The following is a 17,066-nucleotide window of genomic DNA, read 5'->3' as shown; positions in this document are numbered from 1 at the left end:
CGTCATGCCGGCCGCGTCTTTACCGGCGTGCTCCCGAGCGAATGCGCCCGCGTCTTCCTCCTTCCGAAGTCCCGTTGTCTGCCGAAGTGAAAAGTGATATTGGCTGAATCACGCCGGCTCTTGTACGGGGGATTCGATGTCGAAACGAATTCGTGTCATTGGTTCGCGTATCGGCACACTGAGAGCGATCGCGCTCGCCATCACGCTCGCGACGATGCCGCTTCTCGCGGCGCATTCGGGTGACGCGCTGGCACAGGCCAATGCGCCGGCCGGCCAGAAGCTCACGAACGAGCAGCTCGATGCGCTGACCGCGCCCGTCGCGCTCTATCCCGATGCGTTGCTCGCGCAGGTATTGATGGCGTCGACGTATCCATCGCAGATCACCGAAGCGGCCGCGTGGTCGAAGGCGAATCAGAACGTCAAGGGCGACGACGCCGTGAAAGCCGTGCAGTCCGAACCGTGGGATCCGAGCGTGCAGTCGCTCGTCGCGTTCCCGCAGGCGCTCGAGACGATGGCCTCCAAGATCGACTGGGTGACACAGCTCGGCAACGCCTTCATCGCGCAGCCCAGCGACGTGATGGATTCGGTGCAGCGTCTGCGGCGCGCGGCGCAGAGCGCGGGCAATCTCAAGACGACCGAGCAGCAGAAAGTCGTCGTGCAGCAGGCGCCGAGCAGCAGCACCACGACGATCCAGATCGAGCCGGCCAATCCGCAAGTGGTCTACGTACCGACGTATAACCCGACGGTCGTCTACGGCACGTGGCCTTATCCGGCGTATCCGCCGGTCTATGTGCCGCCGCCGCCCGGCTATGCGATCGCATCGGGGTTCATGACAGGACTCGCGTTCGGCGCGGGCATCGCGGTCGCGAATTCGCTGTGGGGCAATTGCGACTGGAATCGCGGCGATGTGAACGTCAACGTGAACCGCTACAACAACATCAACGTGAACAATCGCATCAGCTCGAACAGCAACAACGTGCGCTGGAACCGCAACGATCCGCAGTTCAACCGGACCAATGTCGCGAACCGGCAGAACACGTTGAACAACGCGAACCTCGGCGCGAACGCCAACCAGTATCGCGGCCGCGAGGATGCGCGCGCGCAGGCAGCCCAGACGCTGCAGCAGCGCACGGGGCAGAACCTCAACGAGCCGGCGAGCCAGCGCGTGCAGAGCATCCGTCAGGAGGGCGGGCCGAACGCCCGCGACACCAGCGATCTGAAGCAGCGCTCGCAGAACGTGAATCGGGACAACGCGCTGCGCGGCGCGGGCGACGGCAACGGCGCAAGGCAGGACATCCAGCGCGGACAGGCGAGCCGGCAGTCGTACGCGAATCAGGCGCAGAACCGGCCCGGCGCGGGCGGCGGCGGCGTGCAGCATCAGGGCGGCGCGGGCGGAGGGTTTGGCGCGGGAGGCGGCGGCGTTCAGCGCGAAGGCGGCGGGCGCGCCGCGGGCGGCGGCGGGTTTCAGCACGGCGGCGGCGGGTTCCAGCGAGGCGGCGGCGGTGGCGGAGGGTTCCGCCGTTGATGAGCGCGCCCATCGTCAAACGCCGCGCGAGCGGCGCACGCCAGAACCAGGAGCCCGACATGCAAGCATTCGCCTCATCGAAGAAGCCAGTCCTGTGCGCGGTCATCGCCGCTTCGCTCGCGCTCGGCGCATCGCTCGCACGCGCGCAGGCCGTGTATCCCACCGCCGAAGCCGCGGCGCAGGCGCTCACCGACGCCATCGCGAGCAACGACGAAACCGCGCTCGCCAAGGTGCTCGGCAAGGACCACGGCCGTTACGTGCCGGAGGACAGCATCGGCGAGCAGGACATCTATGCGTATCTCGGCGCGTGGTCGCAGCAGCACCGCATCGTCGAGGATGCGCAGCCGGTCGACGGCCATCCGGCCGCGCATATCGAAGCGGGCACGAGCGGCTGGACGCTGCCGATTCCGCTCATCAAGGTCGCGAACGGCTGGCGCTTCGACATGCGCGCCGCGCGCGACGAAGTGCTCACGCGGCGCATCGGCCGCAACGAGCGCTCGGCGATGCAGGTCGCGCTCGCGTACATCGCCGCGCAAAGCGACTATCACCAGGCGACGAACCACTACGCCGACCGCCTCGTCTCCACGCCCGGCAAGCACGACGGCCTCTACTGGAAGACGGCGGCCGGCGAGCCGGACAGCCCGCTCGGGCCGCTTGCGGCGATGATGCCGAACAAGCCGAGCGCGGCGGACGGCTACTACGGCTATCACTACCGCATCCTGACGTCGCAGGGTCCGCATGCGAAAGGCGGCGCGAAGCACTACGCGGAAGGCGGCAAGCTGACCGGCGGCTTCGGCCTGATTGCCACGCCCGCGCGCTACGGCCAGACCGGCGTCATGACCTTCATCGTCAATCAGGACGGCCAGGTCTACGAGAAGGACCTCGGCCCGGCATCGACGAAACGGGCGGCGGCCATCCAGTCGTTCGACCCGGATTCGTCGTGGCAACAGGTGTCGCCGTAGACATCGGCGACACCTCGGGAACGGGGCATCGGAACGTGAGAAGGCGCCCGGCGGTATAATTTCGCCCTTCTCACGGGCGCGGTTTTCGAAGATCGTCGAAATCGAGCGCCCGGCAACATGCGCGAGCGCCGCGCACCGCAGCCGCACAGAGCGGCGGGCACGGCGACGGCTTCACGCCCTCGCGCGCCCTCGCCCATCCTCGATCCGATTCGCCATGACTGCCCAACTCATCGACGGCAACGCCCTTTCCAAGACCCTTCGCGCCGATGTCGCCGCGCGCGCCGCCGCCCTCACCGGACGTGGACACAAGCCGGGACTCGCCGTCGTGCTCGTCGGCGACAATCCCGCCAGCGAAGTCTACGTGCGCAACAAGGTGAAAGCGTGCCACGACAACGGCCTGCATTCGGTGATGGACCGCTTCCCCGCGACGCTCTCCGAAGCCGAACTGCTCGCGCACATCGCGAAGCTCAACGCCGATCCGTCGATCCACGGCATTCTCGTGCAACTGCCGCTGCCCGCGCATATCGACAGCCACAAGGTCATCGAGGCGATCGCGCCCGCGAAGGACGTCGACGGCTTTCACGTCGCCAATGCGGGCGCGCTCCTGACCGGCAAGCCGCTCTTTCGCCCGTGCACGCCCTACGGCGTGATGAAGATGTTCGAGGCGCACGAGATCGACCTGAAAGGCGCGAACGCGGTGGTGATCGGCCGCTCGAACATCGTCGGCAAGCCGATGGCGCTGCTGCTGCTCGAAGCCGGCGCGACCGTCACCATCTGCCACAGCAAGACGCGCGACCTCGCGAAGCACACGCGCGACGCCGATGTGATCGTCGCTGCGGTCGGCCGCCGCAATATCGTGACCGCCGACATGGTGAAACCCGGCGCGACCGTGATCGACGTCGGCATGAACCGCAACGACGAAGGCAAGCTGTGCGGCGACGTCGATTTCGCGGGCGTGAAGGAAGTGGCCGGCCATATCACGCCGGTGCCGGGCGGCGTCGGCCCGATGACCATCACGATGCTGCTCGTCAACACGATCGAGGCGGCCGAGCGCGCGGCACGGGCGTAATAAATCGTCTCGCGCCCTGCGCGAAGGGGCCTGCCAATCGGCCCCTTAAAAACAATCCATTGGAATTTGCCCCGCCCGCCCCAATAATCTCGAGAAGAGCCGGCGCGGGGCGCCCGGATGCCGGATGCCGGATGCCGGATGCAATCCTCCCCCGCCTGCGCTTCACCCAACACCAGAACGGGAGAGCCATGAGCGATAACACGTCCACCACGGCAGCGGCCAATCCGCTGCTCGATTTTTCCGATCTCCCGCGCTTCGGCGAGATTCAGCCCGCTCACGTCACGCCGGCACTCGATGTGCTGCTCGCCAATGCGAAAGCCGCCGTCGACCGCGCAAGCGCCCCCGATACACCCGCGACCTGGAAGGACGTCGTCGAGGGCCTGGAGCAGGAATCGGAAAAGCTTTCCCGCGCGTGGGGCGTCATCGGCCATCTGAACGCCGTTGCCGACACCCCCGAACTGCGCGCCGCGCATGCGGAAAACCTGCCGCGCGTCACTGAATTTTCCGCGAGTGTCGGTCAAAACCTCGCGCTCTACGAGAAGTACAAGGCGATCGCCGCCGGACCGGAATTCGCCGGATTGTCCGCCGAGCGCAAGAAGATCCTCGAGAACTCGCTGCGCGATTTCCGTCTGTCGGGCGCCGAACTGCCCGAAGACCGCAAGCCGCGCTTCGCGCAATTGCAGGAAGAGCAGGCGGCGCTCTCGAAGGCGTTCTCCGACCACGTGCTCGATTCCACCAACGCCTACGCGTATATCGTCACGCAGCAACGCGATCTCGCCGGCCTGCCCGACGACGTCATCGAAGCGGCCCGCGAAGCCGCGCAGCGCGACGGCAAGGAAGGCTGGAAGTTCACGCTACATTTCCCGTCGTATTTCCCGGTGCTGCAGTATGCCGAACATCGCCCAATGCGCGAAGCGATGTATCGCGCGTATGTCACGCGTGCGTCCGAGCTCGGCGAAACCTATGGCGACGGCCGTGCCGACTGGGACAACACCGCGAATGTCGTCGAGCATCTGAAGCTGCGCGAGGAAGAAGCGAAGACGCTCGGTTACCAGAACTTCGCGGAAGTGTCGCTCGCGCCGAAGATGGCCGAATCGCCCGCGCAAGTGATCGCGTTCCTCGAGGATCTCGCGAAGCGCGCCCGTCCCTACGCCGATAACGACTGGATGGAGCTGCGCGCGTTCGCCGCGACCGAGCTCGGCATGCCCGAGCTGCAGCCGTGGGACATCGCGTATGCGGCCGAGAAGCTGCGTCAGAAGCGCTACTCGTTCTCCGAGAACGAAGTGAAGCAGTACTTCCCGCAGGAAGCCGTGCTGAAGGGCCTCTTCAAGGTCACGGAGACGCTCTTCAACGTGTCGATCCGCCGCGACGAAGCGGCCGTGTGGAATCCTGATGTTCGCTTCTTCCGCGTCGAGAACAAGGACGGCACGCTCGTCGCGCAGTTCTATCTCGATCTCTACGCGCGCGAAGGCAAGCGCGGCGGCGCCTGGATGGACGACGCCCGCTCGCGTCACAAGCGCATGCAAGGCGGCGTGCAGACGCCGGTCGCATATCTCACCTGCAACTTCTCCGCGCCGGTGGGCGGCAAGCCCGCGTGCTTCACGCACGATGAAGTCATCACGCTGTTCCACGAGTTCGGGCATGGCCTGCATCACATGCTGACGCGCGTCGACGAGCTTGGCGTGTCGGGCATCAACGGCGTGGAATGGGATGCGGTCGAGCTGCCGTCGCAGTTCATGGAGAACTTCTGCTGGGAGTGGGACGTGCTGACCGATATGTCCGCGCACGTCGACACCGGCGCGCCGCTGCCGCGCGAGCTCTTCGACAAGATGCTCGCCGCGAAGAACTTCCAGAGCGGTCTCGGCACGCTGCGCCAGATCGTCTTCTCGATGTTCGACATGGTGCTGCACACGTCCTACGATCCCGCCAACGCGACGCAGAACGTCAACGACCTCGCGCGCGCGATCAACGAGAAGTTCCATGTGATCCCGCAGGCGCCCTTCTCGCGCTGGCCGAACACGTTCAGCCATATCTTCGCGGGCGGGTATGCGGCGGGCTACTACAGCTACAAGTGGGCCGAAGTCCTGTCCGCCGATGCCTACGCCGCATTCGAGGAAGCCGCGAAGGCCGGCAACGGCTCGGTGCTGGATGTGTTGACGGGCACGCGCTATCGCCGCGAGATTCTCGAAGTGGGCGGCAGCCGCCCCGCGATGGACTCATTCAAGGCGTTCCGCGGGCGGGAGCCGGATATCGACGCGCTGTTGCGTCATAACGGGATGTCGGGACAGGCGGCGCACTGATAGCGCCTGGCCTGGCGAGCAACCCCGGCCCATCGGGCCGGGGTTTTTTTTTGCGTCCCGCTTCAGTGTTCGTTCTCGTCGCACCATTGACGCGCCCATCGCTGCGCGGCCTCGACCGCATCGGCGTCGCTTCGATAGTCGCCGATGTCGCCTGACCATTTCACTTCGCGGGCATCGTCGGCCACCGACGTGCGCTGGAAAATTTTCGCGCGGGCATAGTATCGGCCGCCCTCCTCGAGACACGAAGCGTCGATACTGAAGTGCTTGTAGTCGAATTTCATGTTCGTCTCCACATCGATGAAAGCGCTCGGCGTCGACCGAGGCAATCCGGCCATCGGCCGCGCGGGGCATTCCCGCACGAAACGGCAGCCGTGTCGACGTCGGGCACATTGCCGGTAACAACGGGCTTACATAGCTCGCGCATGTTCGCTACGCCGCGTCTATTGCTTGATTCAAGGCAACGAAATTCCTAGTCTTCAAGCATAGGCTTCATGACACGCCGGGCATTTGCGCTGAGTACGGCATCGTCGCAATGGCGACGGGATGACGGGCCAGCCGGCAATCAGCACATCCTTGCGCGTCGCTCGCACATCGACCGACGCCGCGAAGCACGCAGTGTTTCCGACCGGAGCGGACATGGATAAAGCAGTGAATTCAAAGCCTTCCCGTACGCGCTCCAGCTCGGAGACCACCTATCAGTCCGCCGACGACCGCGCCGCTCAGGGCCGGGCGCTGCGGGACTCGGTGCCGCGCCCGTCACAGGCCGGATGGAAGCCGGCTGAGAAGCGTGTCGACCCGGTGCAGATCCTGATCGAATCGAACGAAGGCCGCCTTCCAGGCCTGATTCCTGTCCGTTTCGGGCGAATGTCGGCATCGCCGTTTGCGTTTTATCGCGGCGCGGCCGCGCTGATGGCCGCCGACCTCGCCACCACGCCGACCAGCGGCATCCGGGTGCAGGCATGCGGAGACGCGCACCTGATGAACTTCGGCGGCTTCGCGACGCCGGAGCGCAACGTGATCTTCGACATCAACGATCTCGACGAGACGCTGCCCGCGCCGTTCGAGTGGGACCTCAAAAGGCTGGCGGCGAGCGTGGAGATCGCCGCGGAACACCTGGCGTTTCCTCCCAGCGAGGGCGCACGAATGGTCTCGGGGCTGGTGCGCGAGTATCGCGAGCGGATGCGCGACTACGCGTCGATGAGGGCGCTCGATGTCTGGTACGACCGCATCGATCTGCAGAAGTACGAAGACCGCTCGGGCGATCCCGCCGTCATGGCCGAGGCACGCAAGCGAATCGCGCAGCGCATCGATGACGCGCGCCGCAAGACCGTCCCCGAACATCTTTATCCGAAACTCGTCTCCGACGCAGGCACGCTGCCGAGAATCAAGGACGATCCGCCGCTCATCTTCCATCCGACGGAGGACATGGCGCCCGGCCTTGCCTCCGGCTATGCGGAGGCGATCGATGCGTATCGCGAGAGCCTGCCCGAGCATATCCGCACCCTGTTCGACCGCTACAGCTTCATCGATATGGCCATCAAGGTGGTCGGCGTGGGGAGCGTGGGAACGATGTGCGGAGTGGGCCTCTTCATGGCCGGGAACAACGATCCGCTGTTCCTGCAGGTGAAGGAGGCGCGGACCTCGGTGCTCGAACCTTATGCGGGCAAGAGCCGGCATCCCAATCACGGGCAGCGCGTGATCGCGGGCCAGCGCATCATGCAGGCCGCCAGCGACGTGTTTCTCGGATGGACACGAGGCGGCAACGGCCGCGATTTCTACATCCGCCAGCTTCGGGACATGAAGATGTCCGTGATCATCGACGATCTCGATGCGGGCCTGCTGCGGCAGTACGCGCGCATGTGCGCGCACGCGCTGGCCCGGGCCCACGCACGCTCGGGCGATGCCGCGATGATCGCGGGCTACCTGGGCTCAGGGCAGACCTTCGACGATGCGATCACCGAATTCGCCACCGATTACAGCGCCCAGAACCGACGGGACTACCGCGCGTTCGTGCGCGCCATCCGCGAAGGGCGAATCGAGGCGACGATCGAGGTATAGGACGGCTGCCCCTTAGCGAATCCGACCGGCGGGCCGGAGGAGGTGTTGCCATGAGCGACAAGATGAGTCCGGCCGGCGAGATCGCGAAATCGACCGACCCGGCCGATGCGCGCGCCAGGTTCCCGTTGGCGCAATGGCTGCACGGCTACCAGCCGCGCTGGCTCACGCACGATGCCGTCGCCGGCGTGACGCTCGCGGCGTATGGCATACCGGTATCGCTGGCGTACGCGACGCTCGCGGGGCTGCCGCCGCAATACGGTATCTACTGCTATCTGGCGGGCGGCCTTGCATACGCCTTATTCGGTTCTTCGCGTCAGCTCGCAATCGGGCCGACATCGGCGATCTCGATGCTCGTCGGCGTGACGGTGGCCGGCATGGCCGGCGGCGACCCGGCGCGCTTCGCGTCGATCGCGGCATTGACCGCGATGCTCGTCGCGGCCATGTGCCTGGCCGCCTGGATCCTGCGACTGAGCTCGCTCGTCAACTTCATCAGCGAGACGATCCTTCTCGGCTTCAAGGCGGGCGCTGCCCTCACGATCGCACTGACGCAACTGCCCAAGCTGTTCGGCGTACCGGGCGGCGGGGAGCAATTCTACGAGCGCGTCATCGTGCTCGCCGGGCAGTTGCCCCAGACCCATTACGCCGTGCTTGCCTTCGGCATCGTCGCAATCGTCCTGCTGCTGCTCGGCGAAAAGTTTCTTCCGGGCCGGCCGGTGGCGCTCCTGGTCGTCGTGTTGTCCATCGTATTGCTTTCGGTCACGCCGCTTGGCGACATGGGCTTCAAGGTCGTGGGCCAGCTGCCGCGCGGCCTGCCGGAGTTCCATCTGCCGGGTCTGCGCGTGCGCGACGTGGACGGCATCGTGCCGCTCGCATTCGCGTGCCTTCTGCTCTCCTACGTCGAAAGCGTGTCGGCTGCGCGTGCCATCGCACGGGCGAACGGCTACGAAATCGATGCGCGCCAGGAACTGCTCGGGCTGGGCGCCGCCAATCTGTCCGCGGGCCTGTTCCAGGGGTATCCGGTGGCCGGCGGCCTTTCGCAATCCTCGGTCAATGACAAGGCCGGCGCGAGGACGCCTCTCGCCCTGGTGTTCGCCTCGGTGACGATCGGTCTGAGCCTGCTGTTCCTGACCGATCTGCTGCGCAATCTTCCGAGCGTCGTGCTTGCGGCGATCGTGCTCGTCGCCGTGAAGGGGCTGGTCGACGTGCGCGAGTTGCGCCATGTCTGGCGAGTCAACCGCTACGAGTTCTGCATTGCAGGCGTGGCCTTCGCCGCCGTGTTGTTGCTCGGCATCCTGCAGGGCGTGATCGTGGCGATGGTCTTCTCGATGCTCCTGCTCATCAGGCGCGCGGCGCACCCGCGCGTCGCCGTTCTCGGACGCATTCCCGGCACGCGCCGCTTTTCCGATCTCGAACGCCATCCTGACAACGAGACCATTCCCGACGTGCTGATGTTCCGCGTGGAAACGTCGCTCTTCTACTTCAATGTGGAACATGTCCGCGCGATGGTATGGCAAAGCATCCGCGCGAACCCGGTGAAGCCTCGACTGGTGATCTGCGATCTGTCGACGTCGCCTGCCGTCGATCTTGCCGGGGCGCGCATGCTCGCGACCTTGCACGCGGAACTGCGGGCGGCGGACATCGGATTTCGGCTCGTCGAAGCCCACGCGGCGGTGCGGGACATCCTGCGCAGAGAGGGCGTGGAAGAGCAGGTCGGCGCGCTCGACCGACATTTCGCAGTGGCCGATGTCATCGACGAATTTCAGGGCGGTTCTGCAACGGGAAGCGGCACGCCGCCGGAGGACCGTGCCGTGACGTGATAAACGAGCCACAACGGTGCATATGATGCGCTGCCATCGCACATAGCCGGGGACGAGCCTGATCGTCATTGCGCTGCTTGTGCGGAGCCCGCCTTGCGCGCCAGCACCGCAGGCATCGCCGGCGTCGGCGCCCGCGGCGTCCGCGCCACCTGCCGCGAGTCCTTCGCGCCGGATGAATCTCACCAACAAGCCCTGGCGCGGCGATTTCGACGCGATGCTCGAGCGCCGCTTGATCCCAGAAACATCTAAAAGTACTACGCTTCCTATCGTCTTCTCAAGGACGCGAATGCGGAGAAGGCTCGCGCTGTGAAGCAGTTGAATCGCTGACGTCGCGCCACGAGAAGGCCGCTGTCTCGCTATCGCCTGTCGATCCTGAAGTCGACCTCCGATGGCCGTCCTTCCAGCGTGAGCGTCGCGCGCGCGGCGGGACTTCGGCTCACCACCTTTCCCCTTCGCACCACCGCCGTGCGCGCCGCCCTCAGCCGGATCGCCTCGATCGGATCGCGCGCATCGAGCACGACGCAATCCGCATTGCATCCCACGTCGATCCCGTAGCCCTCCAGCCCGAGAATGCGCGCCGGGTTCTTCGTCACCGCATCGAAGCACGCGCGCATCGCGTCCACGCCCGTCATCTGCGCGACATGCAGGCCCATGTGCGCGACTTCGAGCATGTCGCCGGAGCCGAGGCTGTACCACGGGTCCATCACGCAGTCGTGGCCGAACGCGACGTCGATGCCCGCGGCCATCAGTTCCGGCACGCGCGTCATGCCCCTGCGCTTGGGATACGTGTCCGAGCGCCCTTGCAGCGTGATGTTGATGAGCGGATTGGCGACAGCCGATACACCCGCCTCGCGCATCAGCGGAATGAGCTTGCTGACGTAGTAGTTGTCCATCGAATGCATCGAGGTGAGATGCGAGCCGGTCACGCGTCCGTGCAGGCCAAGGCGATGCGTTTCAGCCGCGAGCGTTTCGATGTGACGCGACATCGGATCGTCGGATTCGTCGCAGTGCATGTCGACGCGCAAGCCCTGCTCCGCCGCATATTCGCACAAGAGCTTCACGGATGCCGCGCCGTCGGCCATCGTGCGCTCGAAGTGCGGAATGCCGCCGACGACATCGACGCCCAGCGCAATCGCGCGCTTCAGGTTGTCGAACGCGCCCGCGCTGCGCAACACGCCGTCCTGCGGAAACGCGACGAGCTGCAGATCGAGATACGGCTTCACGCGCCGCTTCACTTCGACGAGCGCTTCGACCGCGAGCAGGCGCGGATCGCAGACATCGACATGAGAGCGGATCGCGAGCAGCCCGCGCGCGACGGCCCAGTCGCAATACTGCAACGCGCGCTCGACGAGCGCTTCCTGCGTGAGATCGGGCTTCAGCTCGCCCCACAGCGCGATGCCCTCGAGCAGCGTGCCCGACGCATTCACGCGCGGCAGGCCGTAGGAGAGCGTGGCGTCCATGTGGAAATGCGCGTCGACGAAAGGCGCGGTGACGAGCGAGCCGTTCGCATCGATTTCCTCGCGCGCGGCGGCCGCGAGATGCGGCTCGATCGCGGCGATGCGCCCCGCTTCCATGCCGATATCGACGAGCCCGCGCGAATCCGCGAGCGCCGCGCGGCGAATGATCAAATCCATGTGCGAAACCTCCGTCCCTGGCTGTTCGTCCGATTCGTTCCGATTCGTTCCGATTGTATCGGGACAGAAATGCCGTGCGGAGGCTCGATTCAACGCATCGCGCGATGACGTCCGATCACCGCGAAACTGAGCGGCAGCGAACCGCGCGGCCTCGCGCGTTCCGGTTCCGGCGTGAGCGGATACGCATTGCCTCGACGCGCGAGCGGCGCGTAGAGATCGGGCCGGCGCGCGGCCAATGCCTGACGGCCGATGCTCGCCTCGGCCAGCGACGGATTCACGTCCGCGACGATGAGGCCATCTTGCGCCGACGCGCGGCACGCGAGCACGCGGCCATCGGGACCGACGATCATCGATTCCTCGCGGGCCGTGTGACTGTACGCGATGTACATGCCGTTGTCGGCCGCGCGCGCGGCGAGCGTCGCGCGATGCGACCGGTCACCGCGCATCGGCGCGATGAGCAGCGTCGCGCCCATGAGCGCCGTCATCCGCACGTTCTCGACGACATCGTTGTCCTCGCCGATCAATATGCCGATGCGTATGCCAAACGGCGCATCGAGCACCGTGAAGCGGTCGCCGCCGTGCAGACGACGTTGCGCCGCATGCAGCTTGCGATGGCGCACGCGCATGCCGCCCGGAAAGCAGATCGCGTAACTGTCGAAGAGACGCCCGTCCTCCGTGCGCTCGATCCAGCCGACGCCCGCCGCGACCCCGGTCTCATCGACGGCGGCGGCGATCGCGTCGATCGAAGGTCCGTCGAACGGCTCGGCGCGCGCTTCGTCGTCCGGCGCGCTGATGCTGGACTGCGGAAACACCGCGAGCTGCACGTCTTCACGCGCGGCTCGAGCGAGTTGCGCGGCAATACGAGAGCAGTTGCGCGCCGCATCTTCATGCGATGAATTCAACGCAAGCACAGCGACACGAAACGAAGCGGCATCCATGCGAAACCCCGGCGAAATCGAGTAGATGGCCTCATTGAACCGCTCGCGCATCGATAAGTAAAATGAATGTTTCGATCGATTCGATCGCCAATTGGAATCGAACCTGAAATGGAACTCCGACTCCTGCGCGCCTTTCTCACGATTGCCGAGCTGCGCCATTTCGGCCGCGCCGCCGACGCCTTGCATCTGAGCCAGCCCGCGCTCAGCAAGCAGATCGCCGCACTCGAAGAAAGCCTCGGCGCGCGCCTGTTCGAACGCGGCCGTCACGGCGCGGACCTGACGACCTTCGGCGCGAGCTTCATCGCCGATGCGCAAGCGCTCGTGCGCGACGCCGATGCCGTGCTCGCCCGCGCGCGCGAAGCGGCGAGCGGCACGCGTGGGTTCTTGCGCGTCGGCCTGTGTCTGTCGACGCTCACGCATGTTCCCAGGCTGATCGCGGAATTCGGCGCGCTCAATCCGGGCGTGAGCATCACGCTGCACGATCTGTCGTCGCACGAGCAGACGCGCCGCATCCTCGCCAACAAGCTCGATGTCGGCTTCATGCGCATGCCCACGGATAGCGGGCTGTCGGGTTTCACGATGCTCGACGAAACGCTCGCGCTCGCCGTGCCCGAGCACGCGCGCCACAAGCGCCTGCCCGCGAATCTGGATGAGTTGAACGAGCCGGGGTTCATCGCGCTGTCGCGCACGCGCGGGCCGGGACTTGCCGCGCAAATCGACCGCTGGTGCGCGGAGCACGACTTCGTGCCGCGCGTGATTCAGGAAGCGGACGACATCCAGTCCGTGCTGGCGTCGGTGGCGGGCGGCGTGGGCGCGGCATTCCTGCCATCGCGCGCGCAATGTTTGCTGCGCGATGCGCGCGTGCTGACCTTGCGTGATCGGGCCGCACGATGGCGCGTCGGTCTCGCATGGCAAGCCGCACGCGATGACACGGTGACACGCGGTTTCGTCGCGTTCATGAAAGCGCGCGTGAAGACATTGAAGGCGCGCGCTACGCCCGACGACTGAGCTTGGCGAGCAGCATCGCTTTGACGCCGGGCCATTCGTCGTCGATGATCGAAAAGCGCACCGAGTTGCGCTTGCGGCCATCGGGCATGATGCGCTCGTGCCGCACGACGCCCTCTTCTTTCGCGCCGATGCCGAGGATCGCCGCGCGCGACTTCTCGTTGAGCTCGTCGGTGGTGAACTGCACGCGCACGCAGTGCATCGTTTCGAACGCATGCGCGAGCAGCAGATACTTCGCTTCGGTATTGATGCCCGTGCGCTGCGTCGACGCCGCGAGCCACGTATGGCCGATCTCGAGCTTGCGGTTCACGCGATCGATCTTCCAGTAACGCGTGCTGCCGACGATGCGCCCATCATCGGCCTGCACGATGACGAAGGGCATCACCGTGCCCGCTTCACGGCCCGCGAGCGCGGTGTCGATATAGCGGTCGATCGTGTCTTCGTCAGGCACGACCGTCACACGCAGATTCCAGAGCGCGCCATCGGCGGCGGCGTCGAGCAAGGCGGCGCGGTCATCGCGTTGCAGCGGGCGGAGGTGGACGCGTGCGCCGGTCAGGGTCGGTTGGCTCATCGTTGGATTGCGTGTTTTGCGTGAGCCGACATCATAAGCCGCGATGCCGATCGACGCCGTCGCCGGTCATGCTTCCGGCCCGGACGACTTCGATTCGGCTTCCTCGTCGGGCAGCACGTCTTCGGGCGGCGCATCGTTCGCGGGCAGCGTGAACCAGAAACGCGCGCCTTGCGTGCGGCCGCTCGCGTCCGCGCGATTCTCGACGCCGATCTGCCCGCCATGCGCCTCGACGATCGCGCGGCATATCGCGAGACCGAGCCCGATGCCCGGTTGCGCCGATTCCTTTTCGCCGCGCGTGAACTTGTCGAAGAGACGGTTTTGCATGCCCGACGGCACGCCGGGGCCTTCGTCATCGATGCACACGCGCACGAAGCGCGCGTCGGCGTCGTGCTCCAGCGCCGCGCCGATCCGTATCGGCGTGCCGGGCGGCGTGTATTTCGCGGCGTTTTCCAGCAGGTTGGCGAAGAGCCGCTCCATCAGCACGGCGTCGAGCTGCAGAAGCGGCAGATGCGCCGGCACGCGCACCTGCACCGGCCGGCCCGCGAGCACGCGCCGCGACGTGGCGAGCGCCGCACCGACGGTCTCCTCGAGCATCGACCATTGGCGATTCAGGCGTATCGCGCCCGCTTGCAGACGCGCCATGTCGAGCAGATTCGTGACGAGCCCGCTCATGCGCAGCGCTTCTTCGTGGATGGCCTGCACGAGTTCACGCGATGTCTGCGGGCTGCCGCCCGCCTCGCGCGCCTGCTCCTCGAGCACCGAAGCGAAGCCGACGATCGACGTGAGCGGCGTGCGCAGATCGTGCGAGATCGCGGACAGGAGCGAGTTGCGCAAGCGCTCCGATTCCATGTTGACGAGCGCGTCCTGCGCGATCTCGACGTAATGCACGCGCTCCAGCGCGAGCGCGATCTGCGACGCGAACGTCTCGATCATGCGGCGCTGCTCGGGCACCGCGAGCTCGCCCTCGCGTTCGGTGCGAAGCGCGAGCACGCCGCGCGTGCGCATCGGTGCTTTCAGCGGCAGATAGAGCGCCTGGCTCGCGGGCAGGGTTTCGGTGCCGCGCCCGGCCGGCTTCTGCTGATCGTAGACCCATTGCGCGATGTCGAGATCGAGACGCGCGGCGTCGAGCGTCACGTCCGGATTCGGCTCGCCCACTTTCTGCCGCACTTTCTCCGCGGCATCGGGCAGAAGCATCGCGACCTTCGCCTGAAACACTTCGGCGACATGCCGCGTGCCGATCTCGATGATCTGCTCGGTCATCAGCGCGGCGCCGAGTTCTTTCGTCATCGCGTACATCGCGCCCGTGCGCCGCTCGCGTTGCGACGCGATGCGCGCCTCGCGCCGCAGGCTCGACGTGAGATGGCTGATGGTCAGCGACGTCAGCAGCATCACGATGAAGGTCAGCAGGTATTGCGTGTCCGTCACGGAGAAAGAAAGCTCGGGCGGCACGAAGAAGAAGTCGAACGCGGCGACCGATAGAAACGACAGCATCACGCCCGGCCCGCGCCCGAGCCGCACCGCCGCGAAGATCACGCCGAGCAGATAGAGCATCACGAGGTTCGTGATCGCGAACCGGTGCGCGGCCAGCGTGGCTGCGACGAGCGTGATGCCCGCGCCGATCGCGAGCGCCTGCAGATACGCGCGCGGCGGCGAATGCGCGCCGTCGCGCCATGTGCCGATGGCGTCGGCGAGCGTGCGGCGCGGCTCGTCGCGCGTACCGGCCGACACGAGCGTCACGTCGATATCCGATCCCTGCCGGATGATGCGCTCGCTCACCGGCCGCTCGACGATGCGCCGCCAGCCCTGCGCCGCCGACGCGCCCGCCACGAGCTTCGACACGTTGCGCATGTGCGCATAGTCGATGAGCGTCGCGGCGGCATCGGCGCCGGCGAGCGTGACGGTTTCGGCGCCGAGTTCGGAGGCGAGCTTGAGCGCGTCGAGCGTGCGCTTTCTGAGGTCGTCGGACAGGCGTTGCAGCCTGGGCGTTTCGACGTAGACCGCGAGCCAGTCGGCCTTGAGCGCGGCGGCGAGACGCGCGGCGGCGCGCACGAGCGTCGCGCTTTCCGGTCCCGGCCCGATGCACGCGATGAGCCGCTCGCGCGCGCGCCAGATGCGTTCGATCGACTGGTCGGCGCGGTACTCGCGCATCTGCGCATCGACGCGGTCGGCCGTGCGGCGCAACGCCAGTTCGCGCAGCGCGATCAGGTTGCCTTTGCGAAAGAAGTTGCGCACCGCGTGTTCGGCCTGCTGCGGCAGATAGACCTTGCCGTCGCGCAGGCGGTCGAGCAGTTCCTCGGGCGGCAGATCGACGAGCGTGACTTCATCGGCGAGATCGAACACGCGGTCGGGCACGGTCTCCCAGACGCGAATCCCGGTGATGCGGCCGACGATATCGTTCAGGCTTTCGAGGTGCTGGACATTGACGGTCGTGTAGACGTCGATGCCCGCGTCGAGCAGCTCCTGCACGTCCTGCCAGCGCTTCATGTGGCGCGAGCCTTGCACGTTGGAATGCGCGAGCTCGTCGACGAGGATCAGTTGCGGCTTTCTTGCGAGGGCTGCGTCGAGGTCGAATTCGGCGAGTATCCGGTTGCGGTATTCGATGCGCGCGGGCGGCTGCGTTTCGAGGCCTTCGAGCAGCGCGAGTGTTTCCTTGCGACCGTGGGTTTCGACCACGCCGATGACCACCTCCACGCCCTCGTCGCGGCGGCGGCGCGCGGCTTGCAGCATCGTGAAGGTCTTGCCTACGCCGGCGGAGGCGCCGAAGAAGATCTTCAGTCTTCCGCGTTGGCGTTTTTCTTCCTCGCGGTGGAGTTTGTCGAGGAGTTCTTCGGGGGTTGGGCGAGGCATGGGGGTTTGCTTTGCTGGCGCTTGGTTCGGTTGCTTTTGCGTTTCTATGGAATCCTGTTTTCGCGTCGGTCTATTTGCTCTGCCCCTGTGCGGGGCGGCAGTCACTTTCTTTGCTGCTGCTAACTTTGCGTTCGGCTTCTATGGACTTCCCGTATTCGCGTCGGTCTATTAGCACTGCCCCTGTGCGGGGCGGCAGTCACTTTCTTTGCTGCTGCAAAGAAAGTAACCAAAGAAACAGCTATCCCCATCCAAAGTACTTCATGCCGGCCCCGGCACAGAAGCACTCTCGTGGTCCGGCAGTAGCGAGTGCCCTCACAAAACTCTCCGGGCTTGGATCGCG

At 66.0% G+C, this 17,066-nt stretch carries 12 protein-coding genes; 7 read left to right on the top strand and 5 right to left on the bottom strand.

Annotation, left to right across the window (positions count from 1 at the left end; genetic code table 11):
- Positions 1-136 precede the first annotated feature (136 nt).
- The 4 genes from AWB78_RS32940 (at position 137) to AWB78_RS32925 (ending at position 5,856) form a co-directional block, all read left to right on the top strand.
- Complete coding sequence (locus tag AWB78_RS32940) at positions 137-1,525, top strand: DUF3300 domain-containing protein (RefSeq protein ID WP_062610811.1); 1,389 nt, start codon at positions 137-139, stop codon at positions 1,523-1,525.
- 59 nt (positions 1,526-1,584) lie between these two features.
- On the top strand, positions 1,585-2,487 hold the full coding sequence (locus AWB78_RS32935; protein ID WP_232477973.1) for a DUF2950 domain-containing protein: 903 nt from the start codon (positions 1,585-1,587) through the stop codon (positions 2,485-2,487).
- Between the two features lie 214 nt (positions 2,488-2,701).
- On the top strand, positions 2,702-3,556 hold the full coding sequence (gene folD / locus AWB78_RS32930; protein WP_062610809.1) for a bifunctional methylenetetrahydrofolate dehydrogenase/methenyltetrahydrofolate cyclohydrolase FolD: 855 nt from the start codon (positions 2,702-2,704) through the stop codon (positions 3,554-3,556).
- Positions 3,557-3,744: 188 nt separating this feature from the next.
- Positions 3,745-5,856: a M3 family metallopeptidase gene (locus AWB78_RS32925; protein ID WP_062610808.1), complete on the top strand. Its 2,112-nt coding sequence runs from the start codon at positions 3,745-3,747 to the stop codon at positions 5,854-5,856.
- A 62-nt stretch (positions 5,857-5,918) separates the two neighbouring features.
- Here AWB78_RS32925 and AWB78_RS32920 read toward each other — a convergent pair whose 3' ends face one another.
- Positions 5,919-6,137 (bottom strand): hypothetical protein, encoded by a 219-nt coding sequence (locus AWB78_RS32920; protein WP_062610832.1) that lies wholly within the window; start codon positions 6,135-6,137, stop codon positions 5,919-5,921.
- A 355-nt stretch (positions 6,138-6,492) separates the two neighbouring features.
- On the opposite strand from AWB78_RS32920, the gene AWB78_RS32915 reads away from it, so the two are divergent.
- Both AWB78_RS32915 and AWB78_RS32910 read left to right on the top strand, forming a co-directional pair.
- Entirely contained in the window at positions 6,493-7,914 is a 1,422-nt protein-coding gene (locus AWB78_RS32915) for a DUF2252 domain-containing protein (RefSeq protein WP_062610831.1), read from the top strand.
- Between the two features lie 50 nt (positions 7,915-7,964).
- The gene (locus AWB78_RS32910; protein WP_062610807.1) at positions 7,965-9,731 is read left to right on the top strand and encodes a SulP family inorganic anion transporter; all 1,767 of its coding nucleotides are present in this window, start codon (positions 7,965-7,967) and stop codon (positions 9,729-9,731) included.
- Positions 9,732-10,087: 356 nt separating this feature from the next.
- On the opposite strand, the gene AWB78_RS32905 is transcribed toward AWB78_RS32910, so the two are convergent.
- Both AWB78_RS32905 and AWB78_RS32900 read right to left on the bottom strand, forming a co-directional pair.
- Positions 10,088-11,365: an amidohydrolase family protein gene (locus tag AWB78_RS32905; RefSeq protein WP_062610806.1), complete on the bottom strand. Its 1,278-nt coding sequence runs from the start codon at positions 11,363-11,365 to the stop codon at positions 10,088-10,090.
- An 89-nt stretch (positions 11,366-11,454) separates the two neighbouring features.
- Entirely contained in the window at positions 11,455-12,303 is an 849-nt protein-coding gene (locus tag AWB78_RS32900; RefSeq protein ID WP_062610830.1) for a nitrilase-related carbon-nitrogen hydrolase, read from the bottom strand.
- A gap of 108 nt (positions 12,304-12,411) precedes the next feature.
- On the opposite strand from AWB78_RS32900, the gene AWB78_RS32895 reads away from it, so the two are divergent.
- Positions 12,412-13,311 carry a LysR family transcriptional regulator gene (locus AWB78_RS32895; RefSeq protein WP_062610805.1) on the top strand — a complete coding sequence of 300 codons (900 nt, stop codon included), beginning with the start codon at positions 12,412-12,414 and terminating at the stop codon, positions 13,309-13,311.
- On the opposite strand, the gene AWB78_RS32890 is transcribed toward AWB78_RS32895, so the two are convergent.
- On the bottom strand, positions 13,295-13,879 hold the full coding sequence (locus AWB78_RS32890) for a GNAT family N-acetyltransferase (RefSeq protein ID WP_062610804.1): 585 nt from the start codon (positions 13,877-13,879) through the stop codon (positions 13,295-13,297). The two genes, AWB78_RS32895 and AWB78_RS32890, sit on opposite strands and share 17 nt — an antisense overlap.
- A gap of 66 nt (positions 13,880-13,945) precedes the next feature.
- Positions 13,946-16,726 carry a DUF4118 domain-containing protein gene (locus tag AWB78_RS32885; protein WP_062610803.1) on the bottom strand — a complete coding sequence of 927 codons (2,781 nt, stop codon included), beginning with the start codon at positions 16,724-16,726 and terminating at the stop codon, positions 13,946-13,948.
- Positions 16,727-17,066 lie beyond the last annotated feature (340 nt).

The organism is Caballeronia calidae (assembly GCF_900044055.2).
Classification (GTDB): Bacteria; Pseudomonadota; Gammaproteobacteria; order Burkholderiales; family Burkholderiaceae; genus Caballeronia; species Caballeronia calidae.
The sequence above is the reverse complement of the archived record's forward strand: the minus strand, read 5'-3'. Positions and strand labels throughout refer to the sequence as shown.

Excerpts from the sequence above, each read along its gene's own strand:
- AWB78_RS32940 (WP_062610811.1), top strand. The coding sequence starts at position 137 with ATGTCGAAACGAATTCGTGTCATTGGTTCGCGTATCGGCACACTGAGA.
- AWB78_RS32935 (WP_232477973.1), top strand. The coding sequence starts at position 1,585 with ATGCAAGCATTCGCCTCATCGAAGAAGCCAGTCCTGTGCGCGGTCATC.
- folD (WP_062610809.1), top strand. The coding sequence starts at position 2,702 with ATGACTGCCCAACTCATCGACGGCAACGCCCTTTCCAAGACCCTTCGC.
- AWB78_RS32925 (WP_062610808.1), top strand. The coding sequence starts at position 3,745 with ATGAGCGATAACACGTCCACCACGGCAGCGGCCAATCCGCTGCTCGAT.
- AWB78_RS32920 (WP_062610832.1), bottom strand. The coding sequence starts at position 6,137 with ATGAAATTCGACTACAAGCACTTCAGTATCGACGCTTCGTGTCTCGAG.
- AWB78_RS32915 (WP_062610831.1), top strand. The coding sequence starts at position 6,493 with ATGGATAAAGCAGTGAATTCAAAGCCTTCCCGTACGCGCTCCAGCTCG.
- AWB78_RS32910 (WP_062610807.1), top strand. The coding sequence starts at position 7,965 with ATGAGCGACAAGATGAGTCCGGCCGGCGAGATCGCGAAATCGACCGAC.
- AWB78_RS32905 (WP_062610806.1), bottom strand. The coding sequence starts at position 11,365 with ATGGATTTGATCATTCGCCGCGCGGCGCTCGCGGATTCGCGCGGGCTC.
- AWB78_RS32900 (WP_062610830.1), bottom strand. The coding sequence starts at position 12,303 with ATGGATGCCGCTTCGTTTCGTGTCGCTGTGCTTGCGTTGAATTCATCG.
- AWB78_RS32895 (WP_062610805.1), top strand. The coding sequence starts at position 12,412 with ATGGAACTCCGACTCCTGCGCGCCTTTCTCACGATTGCCGAGCTGCGC.
- AWB78_RS32890 (WP_062610804.1), bottom strand. The coding sequence starts at position 13,879 with ATGAGCCAACCGACCCTGACCGGCGCACGCGTCCACCTCCGCCCGCTG.
- AWB78_RS32885 (WP_062610803.1), bottom strand. The coding sequence starts at position 16,726 with ATGCCTCGCCCAACCCCCGAAGAACTCCTCGACAAACTCCACCGCGAG.